Origin of the sequence: Psychrobacter namhaensis, from assembly GCF_016107545.1 — a bacterium.
Classification (GTDB): Bacteria; Pseudomonadota; Gammaproteobacteria; order Pseudomonadales; family Moraxellaceae; genus Psychrobacter; species Psychrobacter namhaensis.
The window spans coordinates 49,341-75,409 of the sequence record NZ_JABASS010000012.1 but is presented as its reverse complement, the minus strand read 5'-3'; the positions used below and the strand labels follow the sequence as shown (position 1 = coordinate 75,409).

The 26,069-nt window shown below is 46.0% G+C and carries 23 protein-coding genes; 13 read left to right on the top strand and 10 right to left on the bottom strand.

What is annotated here, in order from left to right; all coding sequences use genetic code 11:
* The first annotated feature begins 129 nt into the window (after positions 1-129).
* Entirely contained in the window at positions 130-429 is a 300-nt protein-coding gene (locus JFC06_RS09600) for a hypothetical protein (RefSeq protein WP_193004692.1), read from the top strand.
* A 145-nt stretch (positions 430-574) separates the two neighbouring features.
* On the opposite strand, the gene JFC06_RS09595 is transcribed toward JFC06_RS09600, so the two are convergent.
* From JFC06_RS09595 to msrA, 3 genes are all read right to left on the bottom strand, one after another.
* Entirely contained in the window at positions 575-2,047 is a 1,473-nt protein-coding gene (locus JFC06_RS09595) for a lytic murein transglycosylase (RefSeq protein ID WP_198334871.1), read from the bottom strand.
* A 370-nt stretch (positions 2,048-2,417) separates the two neighbouring features.
* The gene (gene tmpT / locus JFC06_RS09590) at positions 2,418-3,086 is read right to left on the bottom strand and encodes a thiopurine S-methyltransferase (RefSeq protein ID WP_198334870.1); all 669 of its coding nucleotides are present in this window, start codon (positions 3,084-3,086) and stop codon (positions 2,418-2,420) included.
* 164 nt (positions 3,087-3,250) lie between these two features.
* Positions 3,251-3,772, bottom strand: a complete 522-nt coding sequence (gene msrA / locus JFC06_RS09585; protein ID WP_193004687.1) for a peptide-methionine (S)-S-oxide reductase MsrA — start codon at positions 3,770-3,772, stop codon at positions 3,251-3,253.
* 227 nt (positions 3,773-3,999) lie between these two features.
* Between msrA and cmoA the strand changes: the two genes are divergently transcribed.
* Both cmoA and cmoB read left to right on the top strand, forming a co-directional pair.
* Positions 4,000-4,788: a carboxy-S-adenosyl-L-methionine synthase CmoA gene (cmoA, locus tag JFC06_RS09580; protein WP_198334869.1), complete on the top strand. Its 789-nt coding sequence runs from the start codon at positions 4,000-4,002 to the stop codon at positions 4,786-4,788.
* A gap of 82 nt (positions 4,789-4,870) precedes the next feature.
* Complete coding sequence (cmoB, locus tag JFC06_RS09575) at positions 4,871-5,938, top strand: tRNA 5-methoxyuridine(34)/uridine 5-oxyacetic acid(34) synthase CmoB (protein ID WP_198334868.1); 1,068 nt, start codon at positions 4,871-4,873, stop codon at positions 5,936-5,938.
* Positions 5,939-6,004: 66 nt separating this feature from the next.
* Here the strand turns inward: cmoB and JFC06_RS09570 are convergent, their stop codons facing one another.
* Positions 6,005-6,223: a DUF2788 domain-containing protein gene (locus JFC06_RS09570; RefSeq protein WP_193004684.1), complete on the bottom strand. Its 219-nt coding sequence runs from the start codon at positions 6,221-6,223 to the stop codon at positions 6,005-6,007.
* A gap of 449 nt (positions 6,224-6,672) precedes the next feature.
* On the opposite strand from JFC06_RS09570, the gene argS reads away from it, so the two are divergent.
* The 3 genes from argS to JFC06_RS09555 all read left to right on the top strand — a co-directional run bounded on the left by argS (position 6,673) and on the right by JFC06_RS09555 (position 10,620).
* Positions 6,673-8,502, top strand: a complete 1,830-nt coding sequence (gene argS, locus JFC06_RS09565) for an arginine--tRNA ligase (protein WP_198334867.1) — start codon at positions 6,673-6,675, stop codon at positions 8,500-8,502.
* Positions 8,503-8,566: 64 nt separating this feature from the next.
* Positions 8,567-9,379 carry an SPOR domain-containing protein gene (locus tag JFC06_RS09560; RefSeq protein ID WP_198334866.1) on the top strand — a complete coding sequence of 271 codons (813 nt, stop codon included), beginning with the start codon at positions 8,567-8,569 and terminating at the stop codon, positions 9,377-9,379.
* A 146-nt stretch (positions 9,380-9,525) separates the two neighbouring features.
* Positions 9,526-10,620 (top strand): PTS transporter subunit IIC, encoded by a 1,095-nt coding sequence (locus JFC06_RS09555; RefSeq protein ID WP_227670101.1) that lies wholly within the window; start codon positions 9,526-9,528, stop codon positions 10,618-10,620.
* A 107-nt stretch (positions 10,621-10,727) separates the two neighbouring features.
* On the opposite strand, the gene JFC06_RS09550 is transcribed toward JFC06_RS09555, so the two are convergent.
* The 4 genes from JFC06_RS09550 to clpP all read right to left on the bottom strand — a co-directional run bounded on the left by JFC06_RS09550 (position 10,728) and on the right by clpP (position 15,362).
* Complete coding sequence (locus JFC06_RS09550) at positions 10,728-11,672, bottom strand: c-type cytochrome (RefSeq protein WP_198334864.1); 945 nt, start codon at positions 11,670-11,672, stop codon at positions 10,728-10,730.
* A gap of 335 nt (positions 11,673-12,007) precedes the next feature.
* On the bottom strand, positions 12,008-13,033 hold the full coding sequence (locus JFC06_RS09545) for an SDR family NAD(P)-dependent oxidoreductase (RefSeq protein WP_227670100.1): 1,026 nt from the start codon (positions 13,031-13,033) through the stop codon (positions 12,008-12,010).
* A gap of 271 nt (positions 13,034-13,304) precedes the next feature.
* Positions 13,305-14,579, bottom strand: coding sequence for an ATP-dependent protease ATP-binding subunit ClpX (gene clpX / locus JFC06_RS09540; RefSeq protein WP_193004680.1), 1,275 nt, complete (start codon positions 14,577-14,579; stop codon positions 13,305-13,307).
* A 108-nt stretch (positions 14,580-14,687) separates the two neighbouring features.
* On the bottom strand, positions 14,688-15,362 hold the full coding sequence (gene clpP / locus JFC06_RS09535; protein ID WP_062845552.1) for an ATP-dependent Clp endopeptidase proteolytic subunit ClpP: 675 nt from the start codon (positions 15,360-15,362) through the stop codon (positions 14,688-14,690).
* 796 nt (positions 15,363-16,158) lie between these two features.
* Here clpP and JFC06_RS09530 point away from each other — a divergent pair.
* The 7 genes from JFC06_RS09530 to JFC06_RS09500 all read left to right on the top strand — a co-directional run bounded on the left by JFC06_RS09530 (position 16,159) and on the right by JFC06_RS09500 (position 23,063).
* A complete protein-coding gene (locus JFC06_RS09530; RefSeq protein ID WP_198334863.1) occupies positions 16,159-17,253 on the top strand; it encodes an urease accessory protein UreD in 1,095 nt (364 codons plus the stop codon).
* Positions 17,254-17,343: 90 nt separating this feature from the next.
* Positions 17,344-17,646 (top strand): urease subunit gamma, encoded by a 303-nt coding sequence (ureA, locus tag JFC06_RS09525; protein WP_198334862.1) that lies wholly within the window; start codon positions 17,344-17,346, stop codon positions 17,644-17,646.
* Between the two features lie 58 nt (positions 17,647-17,704).
* Positions 17,705-19,891 (top strand): urease subunit alpha, encoded by a 2,187-nt coding sequence (gene ureC / locus JFC06_RS09520; RefSeq protein ID WP_198334861.1) that lies wholly within the window; start codon positions 17,705-17,707, stop codon positions 19,889-19,891.
* A gap of 187 nt (positions 19,892-20,078) precedes the next feature.
* Positions 20,079-20,711: an urease accessory protein UreE gene (gene ureE, locus JFC06_RS09515; RefSeq protein WP_198334860.1), complete on the top strand. Its 633-nt coding sequence runs from the start codon at positions 20,079-20,081 to the stop codon at positions 20,709-20,711.
* Entirely contained in the window at positions 20,708-21,511 is an 804-nt protein-coding gene (locus JFC06_RS09510; RefSeq protein WP_198334859.1) for an urease accessory protein UreF, read from the top strand. The genes ureE and JFC06_RS09510 overlap by 4 nt, the downstream gene beginning before the upstream one ends.
* Positions 21,512-21,567: 56 nt before the next feature.
* Positions 21,568-22,263: an urease accessory protein UreG gene (gene ureG, locus JFC06_RS09505; protein WP_198334858.1), complete on the top strand. Its 696-nt coding sequence runs from the start codon at positions 21,568-21,570 to the stop codon at positions 22,261-22,263.
* A gap of 62 nt (positions 22,264-22,325) precedes the next feature.
* A complete protein-coding gene (locus JFC06_RS09500) occupies positions 22,326-23,063 on the top strand; it encodes a HupE/UreJ family protein (protein ID WP_198334857.1) in 738 nt (245 codons plus the stop codon).
* A 213-nt stretch (positions 23,064-23,276) separates the two neighbouring features.
* Here JFC06_RS09500 and tig read toward each other — a convergent pair whose 3' ends face one another.
* Both tig and rdgB read right to left on the bottom strand, forming a co-directional pair.
* Entirely contained in the window at positions 23,277-24,620 is a 1,344-nt protein-coding gene (gene tig, locus JFC06_RS09495) for a trigger factor (protein WP_198334856.1), read from the bottom strand.
* 502 nt (positions 24,621-25,122) lie between these two features.
* The gene (gene rdgB, locus JFC06_RS09490) at positions 25,123-25,782 is read right to left on the bottom strand and encodes an RdgB/HAM1 family non-canonical purine NTP pyrophosphatase (RefSeq protein ID WP_227670099.1); all 660 of its coding nucleotides are present in this window, start codon (positions 25,780-25,782) and stop codon (positions 25,123-25,125) included.
* Positions 25,783-26,069: the final 287 nt, after the last annotated feature.

The window sequence follows — 26,069 nt, the reverse complement described above, 5'->3', positions numbered from 1 at the left end:
TGGTTGTGAATCTAAGCAAGACTGGTAATAATAGAATAAAGCAGCGAGTAATATCGAGTGCATCATTTATATTAAAATTACAACCAGACAGACCGTACAATCATACTGACCAATTAAGGAGAGCGCATAATGAGTAACGCTAAAAATGATGAGTTAAAAAGAGAGCTTGATGGCCTAGAAAAATCTATGCATGATGCGGATCAGTTTCACACCTTAGAAGAGCAAGTGGCAGATATGAAACGTCGCGGCATCGATCCGAGTCAAGTATATAAAGAGATGGATAGAAAAGAAGAGGATGAAGATTGGGGCGATGCCACTTGGAAAGAAAATGGCAAATGGGAACCAAAAACGCCTGCTGATTTAGATGAAAAAGCCCGTGAAAACTGGAATGGTGATAACGGCAAGCCAAATCCGCCCCCTATCGTCTAAATGTATATTGAAGCGTTGTGGTTTAAATATTAAAGTTGCTAGATAAGTGATATTAGAAAATAACGCTCATAAAAAGGCCACGCTATGGTTAGCGTGGCCTTTTTGGTGCAACTATGAATGCACTTATCACTGGTTCGATCGGGTACTACAAACCTTCATCAATACGGACAAGCTTTACGACACCATCAGAACCCGTGACCCGGCGATAGCGTGTGTTGCCAGAGCGTGATGGTTGAGCAGAGGGCTGGGATGAGTAAGTAGTAGGATTGGTCGTTTGTTGCTGGATCAGTTGTCCCATACGATCGGCAGGGGCAGGATTCAAGGGCTGGCTATTTGCTGGTTGGCCGTACTGATTATCGTATTGTGAGCTGCTAGGAGCCATGTTACCTATGATGGTGCGGTAGAACTTTTGCCCTGCACGGCCATCGGCTGGAAAAATACCGCGACTAGATTGGTATTGCTGGATAGCAGTGCGGGTATTATCACCGATGATGCCATCAACACCGCCAATATCGTAACCGGCGTTTAGTAATGCCTGTTGAATATCTTTGGCTTGCTGGCGACTGATACCAGGGTCGTCTGTTGGCCACGCGGTCACAAAATCAGTCTTGCTGCTGTCTTCACGCGTGATTAAGTCTGATAAGTGAGCGATTGCCAATGCGTAGTTTTCTGACGCATTGTACGAATAAAACGTGTCAAAGTTTTTGCCGACCAAAAATGCAGGGCCTTCCAATCCAGCGGGTAACAATAAGCCTGCGCGGCTCAAGTCGTAAGGTAGCGGGCTACCGTTGGCAAGCGTGATACCTTGATTGCGCCAATGACTGATAGATTTTTTATCTTTGCGGTTAGAGGCGGCCCAAAAACCGCTAGGTAGCTTGACTTCATATCCCCATGGCTCGCCCGTACGATAGCCACGTTTGTCTAAAAAGTTAGCGGTAGAGGCAAGCGCATCGGGCACGCTATTCACCAAATCACGACGACCATCGCCATCAAAATCAACGGCTAGCTCTAAAAAGGTGCTTGGCATAAATTGCGTCTGCCCAAAGGCACCTGCCCACGAGCCTGTCATATCGCTTGGCGCAATATCACCATTTTGCACGATTTTTAGCGCGTTAGCATACTCACCTTGGAAATAGCTTTGCCGACGATCAAAACACGATAGGGTCGCCAAGGACTCAAATAAGGGTTTTTTGCCCAGTGTCTGACCAAAATTGGACTCCACACCCCACACCCCTAATACGTGCTCTGCCTTTACCCCATAACGTGATTCAATTTGGCGGAGTGTATTGCCCCACTGATGCTTTGCCCGAATACCATCTTCGACCCGCTCTTTATCCACTAGTGCTGAGAGATAATCCCACACGTCTTTTTGAAACTCCGGCTGGTAGTTAAGTGATTGGATCACGCTAGGATCAGGCTGGCTGGGACGATAGTTGTTAAAGGTAAAACCATCGACACCGCGGAATTTGCTAGAATTTTTTAAGCCATCTAAACATTGTTGAAATTCAGCGTTAGATAAGTCTGGGGCTGGTGGACGGGCGGCTTGAGCAGTACTGGCAAGGCTGATGCCAACAGCCATACTGAGCAGCGATAAAGCAGAGAGGGGAGTCAAACGCATGAAAATATCCTATAAACATCAAAGTAGGTAGCAGAAAGTAAAAAAGGAAAAATGACTTTAACTTAGAGTAACCAATCTAAACAGTAAAGAAAAGCGAACGAAGTGCCACGGTCATAAATGGTTACTATAAGCTGACGTTAGCGTGAGATTATGAGAAGTTTTGGAAAAGATGACCGTTTAATCAGTATCAAATGATTAAAAGTCTGTTAATAGCAACCTATAGCTGAAAAGTTAAAATAGGTACAGCGCTACTGGTATTTAATTGCCCGTGAGTGCTGTGCCTACACTACTCGATGCTACGCGAAGTCAATACCAGTCGCCCGTGGCATAGTATGTGCCAGTTTTATTTAGGATTGATTATATCTACCTATTACTCACTCAATAACCAAACCTGCTCGGAAACTGTTAGGTCAGGCGCAGAACCAATAGTGGCAGGCTCACGTGCCAACTCGGTAATTTGATAACGATTGCCATAGTATTGTTGTACTTGCTCACCACTCACTGAAAAAGGCGGACCATCCTTTTTACTTTGATCATAATGAAGGGTGATTACCAACTGTGGGGCGGTGCCGCTAAGCAGGCATATTTGCTCACTATATTGTGTACGCATATCGGCTGGCAGGGCAATCAATGCTGCTTTGTCATATACCGCATCGATAGAGCCAATATCTGTGGAGGTCAGCGCAAAGATATCGGCGACCCATAAGGTAATAGTTCGCTTAGCCTCACTATCTCCCAGCTCTCCTTGATAACATTTAATCTCGGTGTTTTCTGCATGCTGATATATGGTGGGCTGGATGTTTTGTTCAGCAAAGAACGCTTGCACAGCTGACTCAACCAACTCAACACCCACCACGTCAAAACCTTGTGCTGACAGCCAGACCATATCAATTGATTTGCCGCATAAAGGGACAAAGACGCGGCTACTGGCTGGAAAATTTAATGCTGACCAATATTTTATTAATAGTGAATTGACCTCAGACTGATTAAAGCCAATGCGTTTCTCTTGCCAACGATTTTGCCAAAATTCAGGATTCATAATATAAGCCTATCGGTAAGGGTTGTTATCATAAGGCATTCTTTGATTTTCAGTCCATTATCATAACGGTTTATATAAGAATGTTTAACACAATAAAAAGCCAAACACCTATTGTCTAAGCGTTTGGCTGCCAGTAAACATAACATTTTTATCCAGTCAATCGTTTAGCTGACCATGTATTGACTAAATTCTTTGCGCAGTTTGGCCAGTTTTGGCGGTATGGCAAAGTTACAATAGGCTTGACCTGGATTTCTATTAAAGAAGTCTTGATGGGTTTCTTCCGCTTTATAAAACTCAAGGGCAGGGTGCACTTCTGTGACGACATTGATACCCATGTCACGCAGTTTGTTGATTGTGCGGTCGATGGTGGGCTTTTGGTCTTCATCGGTGTAAAAGACGACGCTGCGATACTGACTGCCGACATCATTACCTTGACGATCCATGGTGGTGGGATCATGGGTCGCAAAGAAAACATCAAGTATCACTTCTAATGGGACGACAGACTCATCAAATTCGACTTTGATGACTTCGACGTGTCCGGTGTTACCGCTACAGACCGCTTCATAATTAGCAGAGACAGCATCGCCGCCCATATAGCCTGATACCACAGACTGCACACCTTTCACGGATAAAAATACCGATTCGGTGCACCAAAAGCAGCCGCCACCTAATATAATGGTTTGCATAGTTTATTCCTATTTTTATAAGTATATAACAGGGGCTGAGTACGATTCGTACACTCAGCAAGACCTATTTAGCTTAGCAGGGCATCTGCTAGCGCTAAGTAACAAACAGTAATGTTATAATGGGCTTTTGCTATCTGCGCAAGCTTTTACAAAACGATTAATAGCGTCAAGCAACACTGCTACCTACTTCCTAACTTCAGTTTTATTTTCAAAGAAAGAGTCGCACCATGAGCCAATCCAATCCTGCTACCGTTAAACATGATACCTTATTTGACAAACCGTTTACCACGCCACTGGATAAGGCCGCGCGTTTTTCCTTTGATGAGCAAGTGGTGGCGTGTTTTCCCGATATGATTCGTCGTAGTGTTCCGGGTTATGGGCAGGTGTTAGCCATGCTGCCTATATTTGCCCGTCGTCACTGTAAGTATCGCCAACAGAGCGATAGCAGTCAGCGTGTCAGCCGAATTTATGACTTGGGCTGTTCATTGGGCGCCGCCAGTATGGCGCTGGCTGGCGAGTTTGACCCACAAGATTTGCAGATCAAAGCGATCGATATCTCACCCGCTATGACGACTGAAGCGGTTACCTTATTAAGTGATAACTATCCTGAACACGATATAGAAGTCATGACAGCGGATATTCGCGATGTTAAGTTTGAGCCGTGCGATATGGTGATTTTAAACTTGACGTTACAGTTTTTGCCAGTCGCTGATAGGGTGGCGGTGTTAGAGAAGATTTATGCCGCGTTAAGCGAGGGCGGGATATTGGTGCTCACTGAAAAGACCCATGCGTTTGATGAGCAATACGATGCGTGGTTGGTTGAGCGGTATTATGACTTTAAGCGTGCCAATGGCTATACTGAGATGGAAATTAGCGGCAAACGTAATGCGCTAGAAAACGTCCTTATTACCGACACATTAGATGAGCATCACGCGCGACTTGATCAAGTTGGTTTTGCTCGTCATTTGACGTGGTTTCAGTTCTTAAACTTTGTGTCGATTGTGGCGTTTAAATAGTGCTGACGTGACCTTTATATATCACGTCGCTTTTTAAAAACCCCTTTCACACTCTTTTTTGATTCATACGGTATCTGCTTTTATGCTCAACGACACCATCACTCACGCCGAACGCGAACTGTATTTAACCCTATTAGAACTGGCTCAGCAGCAGCCGAGTGCTTATAAATGGCTCACACAACTGCCAACGTGGTTGAATGATATCAAGGATAAGGCCAACTATGCTCATGCGCCTGCTTATCAAGCATCGGTCGTACGTTTGCCAGACTTAACGATTGATAAAGTCAGTTTAGATAGTGACATACTGACGATTGACGCGGCGCTGACGGACTCTGAGCGCAAACAAACCACTGCATTGTTAAAACAATTGATGCCATGGCGCAAAGGGCCTTTTCAGATTGGTCGTAGTCAGGCCAATAACAGTCAAAGTAGTAGCGAAAAAAGTGAGCCAATATTTATAGATACGGAATGGCACAGTGATTGGAAGTGGCAACGGGTCGCACCGCATTTAGGCACGTTAAAAGGTCGCCGCGTGTTAGATGTGGGCGGCGGCTCTGGTTATCACGGCTGGCGTATGGCAGGGGCTGGTGCGGACACGGTCATCATCATTGATCCGTCTTGTTTATTTTATCATCAGTTTATGGCGATTCGTCATTTTGTCGGTAGCGCTGACGCGCATGACACAGGCCGTTACCGTACCCATTATATTCCAGTGCCGCTCGAGGCACTGCCTGAGCACAGCCAGCTGTTTGATACGGTATTTAGTATGGGCGTGCTCTATCATCGTCAGTCGCCGTTTGAGCATTTACAGCAGCTCAGAGGGCAGCTGGTAAAAGGTGGTGAGCTGGTGCTAGAAACCTTGGTGGTTGAAGGCGACGCCAATACGGTACTGGTACCGCATGACCGCTATGCCCAGATGAATAACGTGTATTTTTTGCCATCAGTAGCAGCGCTAATGGGCTGGCTAGAAAAGGTTGGTTTTACAGAGGTACGCTGCGTCGATGTAGCCGTGACTTCTACCCATGAGCAGCGTAAAACCGAATGGATGAGTTATCATTCGTTGGCAGATTTCTTAGATCCCAATGATGCAACCAAGACCATTGAGGGCTATCCTGCTCCGATGCGCGCAACGCTCATCGCAAAAAAATAAGCAAACCGTTTGTACTAATAAATAGCGTGTTTAAATAAAAAGAAGGTGAGGGGTAGCGGTTGCTGGTTATATAAACCATCTTTTAAAGGCGACTTCTAGCAATAGCTTGAGCAAAAAGCCTACAAAACCTGCGCCCAGCGCTAAGAAAATCCAAAAAGTACCCGCGCGCCCAGCGTCTGACGTTTTAGAGATATCCCACATGATAAAAAATAAGAACGCGATGAAGATGGGTAATAAAACATACAGTCCCCAACTGGTGATCGTACTGGCAGCAATAGCAAACATGGCATAATCCTATAAAAGTAGTAACGCATCTTCTATCTTTAAGAAGACCAATACAAACGTTCATTATAACGCGGAAGCGAATGGGTATAAACTGCTGCTAAGGACGAGCAACAGTAACGCTACAATTAGCGTGATTCATTTATCTGTACCAACCGGCGGTATTGTTATTGGTCTATTCGTACCGATTTCATCAGCGTTAGCGTATAGATAAGTCTTTTGGTCCGACTAGTGATTTAGGTCAGCTAGCATAACCGTAAGATTTTAGTGCTAATTTTGGGGCAAATGGTGCAATAAAGCGCAAAGGTTGTTATATTTACAGGTTACTTATCTTTTTGCATGATTTTATCCCTTACAGTGTCGGTCGCTATTATAATAAGCAGCTATCGACTGCTCGTATTCGTCAAAATTTCGTCTTGTTTTTGTTGTTTATTTAACTGAGTTCAAACCCTATGTCACAAACCCAAATTGATACACTTGCCTCCTTATTTAATGATGCCATTCATACTCTACAGGCAGATGGCACGCTACCGGCTGATTGGCAGAATAACAGCCAAATCACTCGTACTAAAGATCTTAGTCATGGTGATTTTGCCAGTAATATCGCGCTGACTGCTGCTAAGGCGGCCAAAGCCAATCCACGCCAGCTCGCCGAAAAAATCGTCAATGCCCTGCCCAAAAATCAAGACATTCGCCAAGTAGAAATCGCAGGCCCAGGTTTTATTAATGTCTTTTTAAATGCTGAAGCCAAATTTGCTGTATTAGATGATATCTTTACCTTGCAAGATCGTTTTGGTTTAAGCGACCAGTTTGATGGGCAAAAGATACAAGTGGAGTTTGTCTCTGCCAATCCTACGTCTAGTCTGCATGTCGGTCATGGACGCGGTGCCGCATTTGGTATGAGTGTGGCAAACTTGCTAGAGGCGATTGGTTATGACGTTACGCGTGAGTATTATGTCAATGACGCGGGCCGCCAAATGGATATCTTGGCGACCAGTACGTATTTACGTTATTTAGAGCAAAGTGGTGAGCAGGTAACGTTCCCAGTCAATGGCTATCAAGGCGACTATGTCAGTGATATCGCCCAAACGCTAAAAGCGCAACATGGTGATAGCTATGTCCACAGCTTTGCTAAAATTGCTCAAGGCGTGCCAGCAGATGCGCAGTTTGAGACAAATGCTGAGGGCGAAAAAACATTGCTATCAGGTGATAAAGAAGCGCACATTGATGGTCTGATTGCCAACAGTAAAGCGCTGCTTGGTGATGGCTATGAGCTGTTTTTAAATGCAGCATTGAGTAGTATTTTGGCCGACATTAAAGACGATTTAAATGACTTTGGTGTGAGCTACGAGTGCTGGTTTAGCGAAAGATCTATTGATAGTGAGATCGAGCCTGTCCTACAAGTCTTAGATGACAAAGGCTATCTGTACGAAAAAGACGGCAATATTTGGTTTAAGTCGACCGATTTTGGTGATGAAAAAGACCGAGTGGTACGCCGTGCCAACGGTCAATCTACTTATTTTGCCTCTGATATTGCCTACCACAAGAATAAGTTTGACCGTGGCTTTGATAAAGTCATTAATGTTTGGGGTGCCGATCACCATGGTTACGTCCCACGAGTAAAAGCGGCTTTATTAGCCCTCGGTATCGATGCTGAGCGTTTAGATGTGGTGCTCGTGCAGTTTGTAGCCCTATGGCGCGGTAGTGAAAAAGTTCAAATGTCATCACGTTCAGGCAAGTTTGTCACCTTACGTGAATTGCGTCAGGAAGTCGGTAATGATGCGGCGCGTTTTTATTATGTGGCCCGTAAGCCTGAAGTACATGTTGATTTTGATTTGGAGCTTGCCAAATCACAAAGTAAAGACAATCAAGTTTATTATATTCAGTACGCACATGCGCGCGTCTGCCGAGTGTTAGAAAAACTACAAAACAGTGGTTTTGTGGTAGACGATACGATTGGTTTGCAGCAGCAAAACTTGCTTAGCGCCCCCAACGAAGATGAGTTGATTAAACTGCTAGCAGGGTATCCAGCGACGTTACTACGCGCCGCGACCGGCTATGAGCCGCATGTGCTGACCAACTATCTAAAAGAGTTGGCCGCCTTGTTCCATGGTTGGTACGACAGCAATCGTATCTTGCCCGTGAGCTTGACCTCAGGTGAGACGCCAAGTACAGACGAGATGGACTTGATGCAAGCGCGTCTGCGTTTGTCTAAAGCGGTTCGGCAAGTATTGGCCAATGGCCTTGGTTTATTAGGGTTGTCTGCACCGTCTAGCATGTAGTATAAATAGATGATTGAGAGCAATAAATTGATAACAGTTAGATTCAGTAGGGAGAACCAGATCCATGCTAGCCAAAAAACCTAAAGGTGCGACTGAAAAGCGCAAATCGAGTAGCGTGTCAGGCTTATTGTGGATGTTTGTTGGGGCGATATTGACCCTTATGATCGGGGTATTTATATACCTATCCCCATTGTTTGATTTCAGTCCAGCTGACAGCGCCGCTGAAAATGATCGACAGGTAGAACCACGCGTCGATACGGATACTGATAATGGCGATTATGAGTTTTATGATATCTTGCCCAATCAAGAAATGGCCACTATTCCTGATGAAGACATTGCTGAGATGGATAACGATCAAATGGGTGACATTGGTGACTTTGAGCCTGACGTGGTGGTTACCCAACCTGAGGATACGTCAGCCAGTAATGACGATGCGGGTAACTTTGGTATCGGCGAAAGTACCACGATTGAGCCTAGCCGTGGTAACAATGCGGCAACCAGTAGCAGCGATGATATCGTGATCGTAGAAGAAGATGCGACCTATGATGGTTCGACGCCGGCGAGTAGCGGTGGCAGTTCAGCCAATCGGACAAACAACGCAGGTGCAGGTACGGCGAGCGTTCAGGCCGCTAAACCTGCTGCCACTTACATTTTGCAGATCAATAGCTTTGGTGATGCAGATGAAGCCGATCGCCGCCGAGCGCAAGTGCTCATGGCTGGGGTCGACGCGAGAGTGGTTAAAAATACCACGGGTAATGGCTTGCCCATTTATCAGGTAATCTCACGTCCGATGAATAGCCGTCAAGCAGTTACCACTGCCCAGCAGCGCCTGCAAAATAACGGTATTGATTCTATTATCGTTGAACAGCGCCGTTAGACAGAGTGGCTTTTGATAAATTTAGTGGTTTGTGATTAATAGAAAAAGCGTCGCAATGACGCTTTTTTTGTCTCTTATTTTTAGGAGAGTGGTTTGTTTCCTTTGGTATAGTGTGTCTTATCAAAATTTCCATAAAGAGTATGGCTATGACTGTATCTAACTTAGTAACACCGCCGGCTGGTACTATAAAATCATTTTTTCAAAAGTATTTTATCGATGCGTTTACTGGCATGGCATTAGGGCTATTTGTCACCTTGATAGCCGGTCTTATCATCTCGCAAATCGGTGGCTGGTTAGATCTTCCAGCATTGATAGCGGTGGGCAAGCTTGCATCAGTACTAATGGGGGCTGGTATCGGCGTGGGGATTGCTTATTATCTAAAAGCGCCAACGCTGGTCATGCTCAGCTGCTTGGTGGCGGGGATGCTGGGTGCTCATTCTGAAGCGCTGATGGCGGGGACCCTATTTGCGCCGCAAGTGGGAGGGCCTGCGACATTTGTGGCGTTACCTGGCAATCCGATAGGGGCGTATTTGACCTCCGTATTTGCCTATCGCGCTGGTACGTGGGTGGCTGGTAGGACCAAATTAGATATTTTATTGGTGCCTCTTGTGGTCTGCGGCATTGCTCTATTGGTCTGCGCCCTACTTAATCCGCCTATCGTCGCGGCTGTGGCTGCGATTGGCCAAGGTATCCATGCTGCCACTGAATTACAGCCGTTATTAATGGGTATCGTTATTGCAGTCGTGGTTGGTATTTTATTGACCCTACCGACGTCGAGCGCCGCTATTTGTATCGCTATTGGGCTTGGGGGATTGGCGGGTGGGGCGGCAGTCGTTGGCTGTGCTGCGCATATGATTGGTTTCGCTATCGCAAGTTTTAAAGACAATGGTGTTAGTGGCGTGATATCTCAGGGTTTGGGCACCAGTATGTTGCAGATCCCTAACGTGCTTAAAAAGCCATTGATTCTACTACCTGCGGTCATCGCCAGCGCCATCGTTGGGCCTATCGCAACAGTAGGTTTTGGGCTGGCGTGTACGGCGACAGGTGCAGGTATGGGTACTGCTGGATTGGTCGGGGTGTTTGGCATCATTGAAGCATCGCAAGGAATGATGAGTACGACACAGTTATGGACAGCCATTGTTTTATTGATGTTTGTTTTGCCGGCTATTATTGCTGGCACAGTGGCTTACTTGATGCGCCGTATGGGCTGGTTGGTCGCTGGTGATATGAAATTGCCTTAAGTTTTAGGCGTTTATTGATGACATTAGAGATCAAAAAGCCCAGCTCTTTTTATGAGCTGGGCTTTTTTATGAGACATTTTAATGCGTTATGTTTGACTTTATTTCTATTAACGGCGTACGTCTACAGGCGCACCGCCTTTTGGCCAATCCTTGTCTTTATTGGCTTTTACTGGACGTGGCAGCTGAGTAAAGTAGCTGGCCACATCGATGGCTTCTTGGTCAGTAAGGGTGTTGCCTTGGCCAAAAGGCATTTTACCTTTTACAAACGATGCGGCTTTGTATGTGCGCGCCATACCTGCGCCATCATTAAATGAGTGCTCTCCTGCGATGGCTGGATAGACGTAAGTACCATCATCATTATACTGCCCTTCACCGTTTTCACCATGACAGGTCGTGCAGGTCTTAGCAAAGATTTCTTTCCCCTTTACAGGGTCTGGGGTTAGCGTATTATCAACTTTTACAAACCCACGGCCTTCAGGTGAGACACCAATCGGCATATCTTGCGATAACCAGGTCATATAAGAGATAAAGGCATTCATCTCATCTGAGTCCATATCTAATGGTGTGCCGTTCATTGAACGCTGAAAACAACCATTGACACGCTCTTGTAATGAGTTGACTCGTGCATCACGTGAGCGATAGATAGGAAAAATACCTGGTAGGCCGTTCCATGGTGCAGCGTAAGCCTCTGAACCATTGCCTAAGTGACAGCTGGTACAATTAAGCTTATTGCCTACATTATTGGGCAGCTCTCGATAAGTATGGTTGGCAAGCTCCAATCCTCGACGGACGGCTGCGCCATACTCATCATCAGGGATAGTTGACGCATCTGGCATGCTGACGTTCAGTTTGGCACCTGGGTTTGCCGCCATGTCATCTTTAATTTCTGCGGCCCGTGCTTCGAGTGATTTGACTCGAGCTAAGGCCTCAGCTTCTTCGACACGGTCAACCGCTTTGGTACCTGATTCGCTACACGCTGTAATGCTAGTGGCACTGATAGCGAGGATAGCCGCCATGAGCAGAGAAGCATTGGCTCGCAGAAGTATTTTCATTGGAATATCCTTATTATAAAAAATAATATCTAAATATATATTTCTATGATAGATTAAGGACCATAATGGCTCTGTCTAACTTGATTTTATCAAGATATTAAATAGCCAAGTAATCAACCTGTAATTTGCTAGAAACATAATTGTATCAAATATAAATCATTTTAGTATATAAATACGTAAAGTGTATTTGGTTTAAAGTAGGTGGTCTTTAATGTTGTAAGACGTAAAAAATAGTCTTAAGAGGCCACATCAATCGGCCATAAACTAAAAAGGAGCTCAAACATAGACAGTGTTTAAGCTCACTTTTACAAATAAGGCCTGTGGAACTAAAGCATTTAGCCGTGTTTGGAATGTCTATGACGACGCGGTTTTAATTTACGCGTTACCTTATTGACGCCATTTAGCACTTGACTGTAATGTGAGGGGAATGCTCGTTGTACCGCGTCAACCGTTTTAGCGTCATTGCCAATCAAACAGCGAGGCTGATCGGTCGCTGCCGCATGCAGAATAATCCAAGCTGCGTCGCTGGCATCGAATTTTAACAGCTTGTTAAAACTCTTAATGGCTTTGTCACCAGTATGCATGCCAATATCACTGACGCTGTCATTACCGCGTGCGTTATTAGCAATATTGGTTTTGATACCGCCTGGATGGACACAGGTCGCTGAAACGCCGCAGTGCTGTATTTCTAACTCTTGGCGCAAGCTTTCTGTAAAGCCACGGACGGCAAATTTGCTCGAATTATAGGCAGACTGCGATGGTTGGGCGGTCAGACCAAATAAACTTGAGACATTGATGATATGACCATGTTCAGCAAACTGGCGCGGTTTGCTGTCCTTACTCCCATCACTACTATCACTCGTCACTTCGCTTTGTTTGACGCTGTTCTTGATTAAGGGTAAAAACGCCTTGGTGCCATAAACCACGCCCCAAAAATTGATGTCCATCACCCACTCAAGCTCGCTAATGCTACAGCCCTCTACCGTTGAAGACAGTGCCACGCCTGCATTATTAAAGATAAAATTTACTTTGCCGTGATCGCTCATCACGCTATCAGCCCAAGCTTGCACGGCTTTATTGTCTGAAACATCCAGTACGGTCGTTGTGACTTTAATATCGTAACCGACGAGTAACTGTTTGGTCGCAGTCAGCTGCTCACTGTTGATATCAGAGAGCGCAACATGGCAGCCCATTTGTGCCAAATGAATCGCCAGCTCGCGTCCCATGCCAGAGCCTGCGCCAGTGATAGCAGCGACATGGTCACGGTAATAAGGGGCAATATCGTTATTTTGTCTACTGGGTGTAGAAAAGGGCAAGTGTTGACGTAACGAAGACGCCATAGCAGTGACATGGTTAAACATAATAAACAATCCTTTGTCTTATTAATAATCGGTATTCATATAGGCCACATGCGATGGAGCATATAAGCCAAAAACGAGCGTGACAGGCTATCTACCTTAGCATGAATGGTATGCATGACTGGTGGCGATTGATAAACGCTGCTGTCATTTTATAATTACTAAACAGCCGCCAAGGCAGACACAAAAAAAGCGTCTGAGCACAGGATGCCAGACGCTTCTTGTATGTTAATAGCCAGTAAATAATAGCTGGCTATATTAACTCAATAAAAAATTAAGCAATTTTTGGAATTTTACCTTCATTAATCACTTCTGCATCAACCATGACGGTTTTGGCGTCTTTCATAGAAGGAAGCTCATACATCGTCTCAAGCAGGGCGTTTTCTACGATAGAACGCAAACCACGAGCACCTGTTTTGCGTTCCATGGCTTTTTTGGCAATCGCATCAAGCGCTTCTTGAGTGAAACTGATTTCAGCGCCTTCCATATCAAAGAGATACTTATATTGCTTAACCAGAGCGTTTTTGGGCTCAGTGAGAATTTGTACCAATGCTTCCTCATCAAGCTCTTGTAGGGCAGCTAGCACAGGCAAACGACCGATCAGCTCAGGAATCAGACCAAATTTGATCAAATCCTCTGGCTCAACTTGCTGCAGCAAATCTGAGCTGCGACGGCTGTCATCTTTTGAGCTGACATCCGCGTTAAAGCCAATACCGCCTTTTTCCGTACGCTGCTGAATGACTTTATCAAGACCGGCAAACGCGCCACCAACGATGATTAAGATGTTGCTGGTATCCACTTGGATAAGCTCTTGCTGTGGATGCTTGCGACCACCATGCGGTGGAATGGCAGCAACGGTACCTTCGATTAGTTTTAGCAGGGCTTGCTGTACGCCTTCACCTGATACATCGCGGGTGATAGAAGGGTTGTCGCCTTTTTTGCTGATTTTATCGATCTCATCAATGTAGATGATGCCTTGCTCAGCTTTGCTCACATCATAGTCTGATGCTTGCAACAGTTTTTGCACGATGTTTTCAACGTCTTCACCGACATAACCCGCTTCGGTCAAAGTCGTGGCATCAGCCATGGCAAAGGGTACATCAAGTAGACGCGCTAGCGTTTGCGCAAGCAGTGTCTTACCAGAACCGGTTGGACCGATCAGTAAGATATTACTTTTGGCCAACTCGACCATCGCATCGTCAGCACCGATCTTGGCTTTTTTGCTGTCACTGGCTAACGTTTGACTCACTTTTAAGCGTTTATAATGGTTATAAACGGCAACAGACAGGGCTTTTTTGGCAGCGTCTTGACCGATGACATACTCATCAAGCTTGGCGCGCAACTCTTTTGGCGTTGGTAGCTTTTTATTGACCCATGAGGTATCAATGTCGCTATCGTCATCACCGTCTTCAGCACTGTCTGCGATTAAATCGGTACACAGCTCAATACATTCATTACAGATATTGGCATCGTCAGCAGCAATCAGCTGCTGTACATCGCTTTTGGCTTTGCCGCAAAACGAGCAATGCGGGGTAGTATCTTCTGCCATAAAAGGCGCTCCTAAAATTTAACGCTTAAAAATATTCTAATGGTTAACACGAATGCCAGCGCTTATACGCCAAGGCATTCGATGCTTAACAAGGTTTTTATCTCAATATTATAAAGAGTCAGGGCGACGCTCTAATACTTCGTCAACCAAACCGTATTCTTTTGCTTCTTGCGCATCTAACCAAAAATCACGCTCAACGTCTTTTTCGATCTTCTCTACTGGCTGCCCCGTACGTTCAGCTAAAATCTGATTTAAGCGAGCACGGGTTTTCAGAATTTCGCGTGCATTGATTTCGATGTCCGTTGCTTGGCCTTGTGCGCCGCCTGATGGTTGGTGAATCATCACACGCGCGTTGGCGAGTGAATAGCGCTTGCCTTTTTGACCTGCGGCCAACAAGAATGAACCCATGCTATAAGCACCGCCCATACAGATGGTTGACACTTCAGGCTTGATAAAGTTCATGGTATCAAAAATGGCCAATCCCGCACTCACTGAACCGCCTGGCGAGTTGATATACAAGTGAATGTCCTTGTCAGGGTTTTCAGCTTCTAAGAACAGCAGCTGGGCGACAATGAGGTTGGCCATGTGGTCTTCGACTTGACCGGTCAAAAAGATCACACGCTCACGCAATAGGCGTGAAAAAATATCAAAAGAGCGTTCACCGCGTGATGATTGCTCAACGACCATCGGGACTAAGGCAGCTTGTGTGTTTTGCACTTCATTGTGCGCACTCATTAGCATATCGAAATGTGGATTGGCAGTGATGCGATCATAATCTGTCATAAAAATGTCCTGTTTATAAGTACATAAAATAAAGGGCGAAAGGTTAGAAAACGGCGAAGCTTTTATTGGTGTTTATCATTGTAAATACTGCCGCTCGTTAATAAAGCCAACTAGAGTTCATGGTACGACCTAGAGGCCGCTAAAAATAGTTGAGCCAATGGTAACTTTTTTATGGGGGCAATAGTAATCTTTTCATGTGAAAAATGACTTTCTATTAATAACATGAGTGACTTCCTATTAATAAGGCGTCTGTACACGTTTATCAAGGGGGTTATCTATAAACTATTCATAAAGATAGCCCATAAGCCGCCAATAAAAATGCCTTACCAAAGCGTCCGGGAATTTTGGGTTCTATCATCAAGGAGTGCCTGATAACGGCAATCTGCTGGCTTAAATATCTTGCTGCTGCTGATTATTGTAGCTGATATGACGGGATAGCAAAAATAGAGAAAATGGTAAAAAATGGTGCAGATATAGTGATATATTGTGCAGTTTTGGTGCAGACAAATATTACTCTAAAAAAATTCGCATCGCTGAACAGTTTTTGAGGGGGAATAAAATAAATTGGTTACTGAGTGAAAAATATGTATAGATAAAATCTAAGCAATATCATTAGTTTAAGACTTACTCATAGTAGCGCTTGATAGGAGGTGTACATAAGTTGGCATAAAGATTGTATGGATAATAACAGTTAATGGCATTGGTGAATCAGAAGTCTGTGGTGATGGGGCAGCTATGACCATTGACAAATGTTAGTTCGTATTTGACTAAATAATTAAGTAACTGAGTAGATAAAATGAGTTGGGCTTCTTCTTTAGCATTAAGTTTTGATACTGTTAAACGCACAGATACTGCCAACAGTATGACTGCCACTGGCCTGAAGACGCGTCTGTATCATCGCAAGCACACGGGTGCTTTAATGGTACAACGGCCCCTATATCCTGAGCCTAGTATTCAGAAAGACATTTGCCACATACTGATGCTGTATCCGCCAGCAGGTATCGCTGGTGGTGACATACTGACCATCGACTTGCGTTTAGATCAAGATAGCCATGCTGTCATCACCACCCCAGGAGCGGGTAAATGGTATGGCAAAGACAGTGTCAGCCAAAAAACAAAAGGCTTGTCGAGTCAATCAGCTCCCCAGCCCAACCTCGACGCAAACGCGGCGTTAGAGGGCGAGGCTATTATAAATGACACTGAAGCTGTCCAACTCTGCGGGGCTCAAAACGATACCTCTACCTATGCAAGCCAAGATGTGCAAGCCACGCTTGCGGCACATGCTCGCTTAGAATGGCTGCCACAAGAGAGTATCATTTATAACGATGCCAATATGCATGCAACAAGTCGCTTTGATTTAAAAGACTCGTCTAGCCTCATGACATGGGAGATTAGCGTGTTTGGGCGGCAAGCTTACGATGAGCAGTTTTTGCAAGGGTATTACCATACAGGGTTAAATATCTATCGAGAAGGCAAAGTAATCGTAGCTGAGCGTGTGGCGCAGCCTGCCCAAAGTCGCTGGTTCACGTCAGATTTGGGGTTAGCAGGTCAGCACATTTATGGATCATTCTGGGCAGTACCAAGCTTGAGTAAGCTGCGTGACAATCACGCACGATCGGCTTCCCAAACCACGCAGTCAACTAAGACTGCCCAAGCGACCACCAAACAGGCATTAACCTACTACTTAGACGATACCGTCGTGGCATTGCGCCAAGTCATTGCCCAAGCTGAACTGCCCGTTTATTGTACTCACAACTGCCAAGCGGTGAATGTCCGTTATATTGGTTCAGATGTGCGCGGCTGTTTTGAAGCTTTTTATCAGCTCAGGGAGGTCTTACGTGAGCATTGGTGGCAGCTTGAGCCCTGCCGCCCGCGTATTTGGGACACCTAAGTTTATGTTGGCTGCCCCGACAGTCGTATTTAACGTGCCAAAACCTCTCAATCTGCGACGATGCAATGATAAATATAATAAGGAGTATCCATGCACCTGACCCCCACCGAAAAAGACAAACTCATGCTATTCACTGCTGGCATGGTTGCTGAGCGCCGCAAAAATCGCGGAGTTAAGCTTAATTATCCTGAAGCCATTGCCTATATCAGTATGCTACTCATGGAGGGCGCAAGGGATGGCAAAAGCGTCGCTGAATTGATGAGTGAGGGGGCCACGTATCTGTCTGCTGATGATGTCATGGTAGGCGTGGCCGAGATGGTGGATGAAGTACAAATCGAGGCGACATTCCCTGATGGCACCAAACTCGTCACGGTACATAATCCCATCGTATAGCACTGCTTATCACTGAAATCTATCACCGAAATGATCATTCCAAAATAAGGCGGCTCTCATGCAAGCAGGCGAATACCAGATTCAAGATGGCGATATTATCTTAAACCAAGGGCGACCCGTACAGACGCTTAGTGTCACCAACACGGGTGATCGACCCATTCAAATCGGCTCGCATTATCACTTTTATGAAGTCAATGATGCCTTGAGTTTTGAGAGAGAGCAGGCCCGTGGCTATCGTCTCAATATCATCTCTGGGACGGCAGTACGATTTGAGCCGGGACAGTCACGAGAAGTAGAATTGGTGGCTTATGCTGGCAAGCAGGAAGTGTACGGTTTTGCTGGGCGGGTGATGGGCGCGGTCAAACCAGAGCAGGCATCAGATAAAGCCATCGACCAAAAAGCGACCACCTCGCAGAAGCAGGTGAGTCGACGTATTTATGCTGAGCATTTTGGGCCTACGACAGGCGATAAGGTTCGTCTTGCTGATACCGAGCTTTGGCTACAAGTTGAGGCTGATTTGACCAGTCACAAAGACACGATCACTGACCAAACAGAGGCGCTGCAACGTGGTGAAAGTATCAGCCAGAGCACAGAAATCAAAGGCGAAGAAGTCAAATTTGGTGGCGGCAAAGTCATCCGTGACGGCATGGGTCAAGGACAACTGCTGGGTGCAGAAGTCGCCGATACTGTCATTACCAATGCCTTGGTGGTGGATTACACCGGTATCTACAAAGCAGATATCGGTATCAAAGATGGCCGTATCAGCGCCATTGGCAAAGCCGGTAACCCTGATATCCAGCCTGCCATCGACATTCCTATTGGCGGTGCGACCGAGATTATCTCTGGTGAAGGGAAAATCCTAACGGCAGGCGGCGTCGATAGCCATATTCACTTTATTGCGCCCCAACAGTGTGAGACCGCCCTTATGTCAGGGGTAACCACGATGCTTGGCGGTGGTACAGGACCTGCGCAAGGAACGCTTGCCACCACTTGCACACCGGGGGCTTATCACATTGGTTCGATGCTAAAATCCACGGACAGTATCGCCATGAATATCGGACTGCTTGGCAAAGGTAATGTGAGTGTGCCTGCACCGATTGCCGAGCAAATAGAAGCAGGTGCCGTCGGGCTTAAGCTCCATGAGGATTGGGGTACAACCCCGCAAGCCATTGATAACTGTTTAAGCGTCGCTGATCAGTATGACGTCCAAGTCGCCATTCATACCGACACGCTAAACGAAAGTGGCTATCTTGAAAGCACGCTTGCCGCCTTTAAGAACCGCTGTATTCATACTTTTCATACTGAAGGCGCGGGCGGTGGTCACGCGCCTGATATCCTAAAGGCCATTGGCGAGTCACATGTTTTGCCATCCTCGACCAATCCCACTCGCCCCTATACTGTCAATACCATTGATGAGCATCTCGACATGCTGATGGTTTGTCATCACCTGAGCCCTGCTATCGCCGAAGATGTGGCTTTTGCCGAGAGTCGTATTCGCCAAGAAACCATTGCCGCAGAAGATATTTTGCATGATTTGGGTGCGATCTCGATGATGAGTAGTGACTCACAAGCGATGGGACGGGTAGGCGAAGTGGTCATTCGCACATGGCAGACCGCGCACAAAATGAAAGTTCAACGTGGGCATCTTGCCCCAGACGCAACCGCTGATCTTGAGCAGCAAAACCAGCACATCACGCTAACAGACTACGATCACAGCGCGAACAATGATAATTTTCGCATCAAACGCTATATCGCGAAATACACGATAAACCCTGCGATTACTCATGGTATTAGCGATATGGTTGGCTCTATCGAAGTGGGTAAATGGGCCGATATGGTGCTATGGTCGCCCAAGTTTTTTGGGGTGAAACCAGAATGCATCATCAAAGGCGGGCTTATCGCTGCGGTGCCGATGGGCGATATTAACGCTTCCATTCCCACACCTCAGCCTGTGCATTATCGCACCATGTTTGCCACGTATCCAAAATCGGTTGCCCAAACCAGCATTACCTTTATGTCGCAAGCTGCCATAAACAAGCAAGTGGATAAACAGCTGGGGCTGAACAAAGTCATCCAGCCAGTACACGGTATTCGTGACATTCGCAAAAGCGATATGCGCTTCAACAGTTACTGCCCTGACATGGCCATCAATCCTGAGACTTATGAAGTACGTGCAGATAGTGAGACGCTTACGTGTGAGCCAGCTGACGTACTCCCCATGGCACAGCGTTATTTTTTATTCTAATTTTTAGACACTTATATCTTTTTTAGACACTCATATCTACAGTCAATGTTAAAAACGATGTTAAAGGCGAGGCTAAAAACGATGTACAAGGGATTTTTTGGGTGAGGTTTTGCCTTTATCTCTAGCCCCTTTACCATCCATATTACTGACCAATAGTTTGAGCAACAATCAGTAGAGCAGCCTATTTATGAAAATATTTAACACCCGTTTAAGTACGGTTAGCGACATTCAAAAAGCACAATTAGCAGAACAGCAGCAAGCCGATGACTATCTACTGCTAGATTTTGATACCCGTCAGCATTCTCGCTTTCGAGCCATGACAGTCTCAGGCGAGGCCGTTGGTGTTGACTTGCCTCGTACAGGCGTATTAAAAGGAGATGATGTCCTAATCAGTGCGACAGGCGAGCTGATGCAAGTCATCGCCAAGCCGCAAGCGGTAACCAAAGTAACGGCTGATGATGACTTTTTATTAATGAAAGGCGCGTATCACTTGGGCAATCGTCATGTGCCACTCATGTTTGATCACAGTTTTGATCAGGGTGATGCAGGGTATGCGCTATATTTTGAAAACGATCATGTTCTGGCACAAATGCTCGAAAATCTTGGTCTACATACCGAGTCTACGTCAGTCCCATTCGAGCCTGAGACGGGCGCCTATCAGTCAGGCCAAGGGCATTCGCATAGCCATTCTCACTCTCATTTAAGTAGCGACGCGCATAGTCATCCGCACAGTACCTCACACAGTCATAAGCATGAGCAAGGCCATGAGAGCGGTCACGGACATAGCCATCCTGATGAGCCTGCAGGCCAGTTTAAATGATGGTTGATAACAGTGCTCAGTTACATAAGTCACATCAGTCCGATCAGCTCGGACGGCTGCTAATACTGGCGTCTAGTAATTTACCTATTGGTAGCTACACCTATTCACAAGGTGTGGAGGCAGCGATTGAGTCAGGGGTGATTTTTGATGAGGCCAGTACCCTTGTATTCATGCAGGATTACCTAGAGCTTGCCGTTATTGGCTACGAGCTGCCCATATTGGGGCTGATCATGCAAGCGCTGAGTCAAGGTCATGACGCGCTGGCTGCGAGTTTGGCACACGATTATCATGCCAGCTTAGAGAGTAAAGAGTTTGTACTTGAGTCTCAGCAACTGGCACAAGCGATGGTGGCGTGGCTCAACGAAGTGCTGAGTCTTGGCGTACCCACGGAGGTGCCTGAAGATGGGTTTTTACCGCTTTTCGCCCATATTGCTCAGCACTGGCAACTGCCAATGTCGCAATCAATGAGTACTTATGGATTTGCTCAATTAGAGAATATGGTGCTCGCCGCCGTCAAAACAGTGCCGCTAGGACAAATGGCAGGTCAGCGTATCCTATGGCAATTACAGCGTAAGCTTAGCGTGCAGGTCGATACGCTGAGTGATAGGGTACAGCGTGCCTTTGAGGACTTAACCACGGCGCAAGAGATTGTCGATACGCTCGCTGCAAGTGAAGATCAAGTCTGTCAGCGGCTGTGTCAAGACCTCTATAAAAGTCTTAATATTTCTAATAATTTACCCAATCTGGCTATCCTCTCAAGTATGCATGAGGAGCAATACAGCCGGTTATTTCGCTCATAGTTTGATAGTTGTTCCTATTTATATTTACCGCATATGAACCGTTTAAGGAGCCCAGCATGTCTCTAACCCCGCTCAAACCGCAACACACCCAAACTACCTCAGACTCACTAGCAGGTAGTGACAGTTTAAACCAGCCTGCACCTTCTGCGCTATCGTGTTTGCGCCTTGGTATTGGTGGCCCTGTCGGTAGTGGTAAGACGGCTTTGACCTTACGGCTTTGCCAAAACCTGCGTGATACGATCAATATGGCAGTCGTGACCAACGACATTTATACCAAAGAAGACTCGCAGTTTTTGACGCGCAACAATGCCATGCCAGCTGAGCGTATCCGCGGCGTAGAGACCGGCGGCTGCCCGCATACTGCCATTCGTGAAGATGCGTCAATCAACTTGACCACTATCGCTGAGCTGCAAGCGACCTTTGAGGGCTTGGAGATGATCATCATCGAGTCAGGTGGCGATAATTTGGCCGCGACGTTTAGTCCAGAGCTGTCTGATTTGACTTTGTATGTCATCGATGTCTCGGCAGGCGATAAGATACCTCGTAAAGGTGGCCCGGGTATTACCAAATCTGATTTATTAATTATTAATAAGACCGATCTGGCGCCAATGGTCGGCGCCTCGCTTGACGTCATGGAGCGCGATGCGAAAAAAATGCGTGGCGACAAACCTTTTATATTTAGCAATATGAAAACGGGAGATGGGCTCAATGAGATCATCGCGTTTATCAAAGAGCACGGTATGCTCGCTTAGTCAGCGGCGCTTCACCAATGAAGATCATCGAAAATTAGAATATGAATAATAAGGAAAATCCCATGATAGCAAATACAAAAAGTTCGCGTTTTTCACAAGCTCTCTCAGCTCGTAGCATCGTGACGGGCTCAACTGTGTTGACGACATCACTAATGCTACCGTCATTAGCGCAGGCGCACTCAGGACATATTCACTCAACGACAGGGCAGGCGCTGTCATTTGTAGGCACGTTGCAAGCGGGGCTGATGCACCCAGTGACGGGGCTGGATCATCTGTTTTTGGCAGTAGGTATGGGCATGTTGTTTTATGGGCTGCAAAAACAACGTCTAGGTATGGTGTCACTGACAGCAGGGCTGTCCTTGGGGGCGATATTAGGCACTGCTAGCGTTTTGATGGGGGGCGCGGGATTTGCCGCTGCAACTGGGTTTGTGGAAATGGCCATATTACTATCAGTGGTCGTATTGGCCATGATTTTAATGAGCTCTAAAAGTAGACAAGACGCATGTTCAGTGCAAACGCGACCAGCACGCACACCCAGTATGCAACAGCTGTCATTATTTGGTTTTGGTGGTTTGGCAGTGTTTCATGGGTTGGCGCATGCGCTGGAAGTGCCAGCAAACGTTGGTATGAGCGGTCAGCTGGGCTTTTACGCCGGCATGCTGGTGACTATGGTGGCGTTATATGCAGTCGGTACGCTGATCAGTCAGCAGTTGCAACAACGCTTGGGTGGTAACTTGTGGCTACAGCGTGGATTAGTATTATTGGGCGTAGGGGCGGTGTTAGCGCCTGCTTTGGTGTAACGCGCTCTTTATGTTTTGACTTGTAGGCGTGTGGCTTTGGCAGCTGTGTCTTTGTAAGCACCTTATATGTATTGATGACTTTAGTACTAGATCGTGCTGCCACTGAAATGCCATAACACCATAAAAAATGCGCCCCCAGTCTTTTGATTGGGGACGCATTTTAGTTTTGATAACCGACTAATGCGTGTCTAAAAAGACAGCATGTCACATCAATTACATTGCTTGCTGCTGTTGTTGCTGAGCGGCTAGCAAGTCTTGGTAGCTGACTTCTTTGTCAGTGACTTTGCCTTGCTCGATCAGATAATCAACCACTTGGTCTTCTAGTACTACAGACTCAATGTTAGCGCGCTGCTGCTTGTCATTGGTGTAGTACTCGATCACTTCCGCTGGGTCTTCGTAGTTTTCGGCGGCTTCTTTGATGAAGGTTTCAACGCGCTCTTGATCCACTTCTAAGCCTTTGGTATCGATGATACGAGCAACGATGATGCCAAGACGGGCCGCACGTAATGCTTGCTCTTCAAACAGCTCATTTGGCAGCATGTCTTTATCGAAGCTATCAGCGTTCGCACCGAACTGCTGAGAGAAACGTTGCATCATCATGTTGCGTTGACGCTCGATCTCTTGCTCTAGCATGGCGTTTGGTACGTCAAACTCGTTCTTTTCTAGTAAAGCGTCAAAAGTCGCTTGCTTCACTTGGCTACGCGCAGCGTTTTTGATTTCGCGTTCCATGTTTTTGCGAACGTCTTCTTTTAATTTCTCAACGCCGCCCTCGGTCACGCCGAATAGCTCTAGGAACTCTTCATTGATTTCAGGTAACTTAGATTTTTCAACCAATTTTACGTTGATTTTGAACTGTGCTTCTTTACCAGCCAAGTTTTCAGCTTGGTAATCTTCTGGGAAGGTCACGTCGATGATTTTTTCTTCGCCAGCTTTCATGCCTTTGATACCCGCTTCAAAACCTGGGATCATCTGGTTGCTACCGATCACCAGTTTGAAGTCCTCGCTTGAGCCGCCTTCAAATTTTTCGCCGTCGATTGAACCTTCAAAATCAAACGTCACTTGGTTGTCTTTCGCCGCCATGCCTTTTTTCTCAACGAACTCTTCACGTTGTTTTTGTAGGTTTTCGATCATGGTGTCAACGTCTTCGTCACTCACTTGGGCAGTGTGACGCTCAACTTCGATTTCATTGATACCTTGCACGTCAACTTCTGGGAAGATTTCAACAGTCGCTTGATAGACCAAGAAATCATCTTCAAGTTTTACATCATCAATGTTAGGCATGCCAACCGCGCGGATGTCTTCAGATTTGATCGCTTCAAAAACTGTGTCACGGATCACATCGTTGATGACTTCTTGTTGAATGCCAGCACCGTACTGAGAGCGGATGTGTGACATAGGAACGTTGCCTTTACGGAAACCGTCAATTTTGGCAGTTTTCGCCACTTGACGAATACGACCTTCAACTTTGTTTTGAATTTTTTCAACGGGCACTTTAACCGTTAGCTGGGTTTCTTTATTAGATAGCTTGTTGGTTGTGACTTGTAAATCTGTAGCCATGTTCATTACACCTTTAGGATTAAATAGTACGTTTGATTTAATAGTACTTGGAGTTAAATGGTAATAGACAACCGTGCCTCAACATAGGGGCATGTACTAGGCGTTGCCATTGGAATAAATAGGGGACAATGCATGATAGCCTGCAATCTCGCAGTCAGTGCCAAGCAATCGCCTTTGGCACTAAAGAGTACAAAGCTGTGAAATTGCCGATATTATAAAGGCTATCAAATATCAATCATAAACCGTAAATGGTCCGCATAATAACGCTTTTTGGTGAATTATACAGACAAATAACGGCTTTCAGCAAAATTTTAAAAGTAGAACAGTATAATCTATCTGTTTATTAAAGTAAAAATTATCTCTTTATCGTCCATCCGCTTTGAATCTGCTACATCGTCAATCTCACTTTAAGGACAATTTGCGCTCGATTTCCTTCAGTTGTCTTGTATCCGTATGAGCAGTCAAAGCGCTAAATGGAATCGACTAGAAGCTTTAGGATGATCTACAAAGGCAGCTGTGCCAATAATTGCTTAATTGCCTGACCACGATGACTGATACGGTTTTTATCAGCCGCGCTTAGGCTTGCTGCACTCGCTTGCAAGTTGGGTAGCCAAAACAACGGATCATAACCAAAACCGCCATCACCGTGCGGCGCTTCTAAAATCTCACCATGCCATAGTCCTTGTGCGATAATCGGCAACGGATCATCGGCATGTCGCACCATCGCCAATACGCAAACGAACATACCTTGCACCGCGTTATCCGGCTGTTGTTTACGAATAGGCTGCAACTTAGCGATGAGCTTGGCGTTGTTTTTGCTATCATTGCCGTGTTCGCCTGCATAGCGAGCAGAGTAGATACCTGGGGCATTACCCAGCGCAGGAACGCATAAGCCTGAATCATCAGCAATGGCAGGCAATCCGCTGATACGGCTGGCGTGTCGTGCTTTGATAATGGCGTTCTCTACAAAGCTTAGACCATCCTCGATCGCATCTTCGATATCGAGCTGACCTTGCGGTACGATAGTGACATCCAAGCTCGCTTCTGCAAACAACCTTTGAAACTCAGCCAGTTTGCCTTTATTATTACTGGCGAGCACCCACTGATGATCGGTTGTCGACTGAGTGGCTGATAGTAAGTTTGATGGATTAGTGGCGCTCATAGAGTCATTCCGTCAGGTAAGTAGTGATGGTTTGGTCAATCTGTTTTGGACTTTTGGTTCGGTTGCTGTGGTTATACTACTATGGTTATATTGCTCGACCCAATCGTGAGCTTAATGCTGGTAGCTTACGGCTATAAGACAGGTGTGACTACTCAGTAAAAAATATCCCGTGGCTATACAGATTGTGCCGTCTATAACATTTGGTAACGGATATTAACGCTGACTATTGCTATAATAGGCGGCAAGCTACAGTGAATTATATCTTATGGCTTGTAAATATGACGTTA

Coding starts and splice junctions, on each gene's coding strand:
- clpP (WP_062845552.1), bottom strand. CDS start 15,362: ATGACAGATTATGATCGCATCACTGCCAATCCACATTTCGATATGCTA.
- ureA (WP_198334862.1), top strand. CDS start 17,344: ATGCACCTGACCCCCACCGAAAAAGACAAACTCATGCTATTCACTGCT.
- ureE (WP_198334860.1), top strand. CDS start 20,079: ATGAAAATATTTAACACCCGTTTAAGTACGGTTAGCGACATTCAAAAA.
- argS (WP_198334867.1), top strand. CDS start 6,673: ATGTCACAAACCCAAATTGATACACTTGCCTCCTTATTTAATGATGCC.
- clpX (WP_193004680.1), bottom strand. CDS start 14,579: ATGGCAGAAGATACTACCCCGCATTGCTCGTTTTGCGGCAAAGCCAAA.
- rdgB (WP_227670099.1), bottom strand. CDS start 25,782: ATGAGCGCCACTAATCCATCAAACTTACTATCAGCCACTCAGTCGACA.
- JFC06_RS09560 (WP_198334866.1), top strand. CDS start 8,567: ATGCTAGCCAAAAAACCTAAAGGTGCGACTGAAAAGCGCAAATCGAGT.
- msrA (WP_193004687.1), bottom strand. CDS start 3,772: ATGCAAACCATTATATTAGGTGGCGGCTGCTTTTGGTGCACCGAATCG.
- ureG (WP_198334858.1), top strand. CDS start 21,568: ATGTCTCTAACCCCGCTCAAACCGCAACACACCCAAACTACCTCAGAC.
- cmoB (WP_198334868.1), top strand. CDS start 4,871: ATGCTCAACGACACCATCACTCACGCCGAACGCGAACTGTATTTAACC.
- JFC06_RS09510 (WP_198334859.1), top strand. CDS start 20,708: ATGATGGTTGATAACAGTGCTCAGTTACATAAGTCACATCAGTCCGAT.
- JFC06_RS09600 (WP_193004692.1), top strand. CDS start 130: ATGAGTAACGCTAAAAATGATGAGTTAAAAAGAGAGCTTGATGGCCTA.
- tmpT (WP_198334870.1), bottom strand. CDS start 3,086: ATGAATCCTGAATTTTGGCAAAATCGTTGGCAAGAGAAACGCATTGGC.
- JFC06_RS09570 (WP_193004684.1), bottom strand. CDS start 6,223: ATGTTTGCTATTGCTGCCAGTACGATCACCAGTTGGGGACTGTATGTT.
- JFC06_RS09545 (WP_227670100.1), bottom strand. CDS start 13,033: ATGTTTAACCATGTCACTGCTATGGCGTCTTCGTTACGTCAACACTTG.
- tig (WP_198334856.1), bottom strand. CDS start 24,620: ATGGCTACAGATTTACAAGTCACAACCAACAAGCTATCTAATAAAGAA.
- JFC06_RS09550 (WP_198334864.1), bottom strand. CDS start 11,672: ATGAAAATACTTCTGCGAGCCAATGCTTCTCTGCTCATGGCGGCTATC.
- JFC06_RS09595 (WP_198334871.1), bottom strand. CDS start 2,047: ATGCGTTTGACTCCCCTCTCTGCTTTATCGCTGCTCAGTATGGCTGTT.
- JFC06_RS09500 (WP_198334857.1), top strand. CDS start 22,326: ATGATAGCAAATACAAAAAGTTCGCGTTTTTCACAAGCTCTCTCAGCT.
- JFC06_RS09530 (WP_198334863.1), top strand. CDS start 16,159: ATGAGTTGGGCTTCTTCTTTAGCATTAAGTTTTGATACTGTTAAACGC.
- cmoA (WP_198334869.1), top strand. CDS start 4,000: ATGAGCCAATCCAATCCTGCTACCGTTAAACATGATACCTTATTTGAC.
- ureC (WP_198334861.1), top strand. CDS start 17,705: ATGCAAGCAGGCGAATACCAGATTCAAGATGGCGATATTATCTTAAAC.
- JFC06_RS09555 (WP_227670101.1), top strand. CDS start 9,526: ATGACTGTATCTAACTTAGTAACACCGCCGGCTGGTACTATAAAATCA.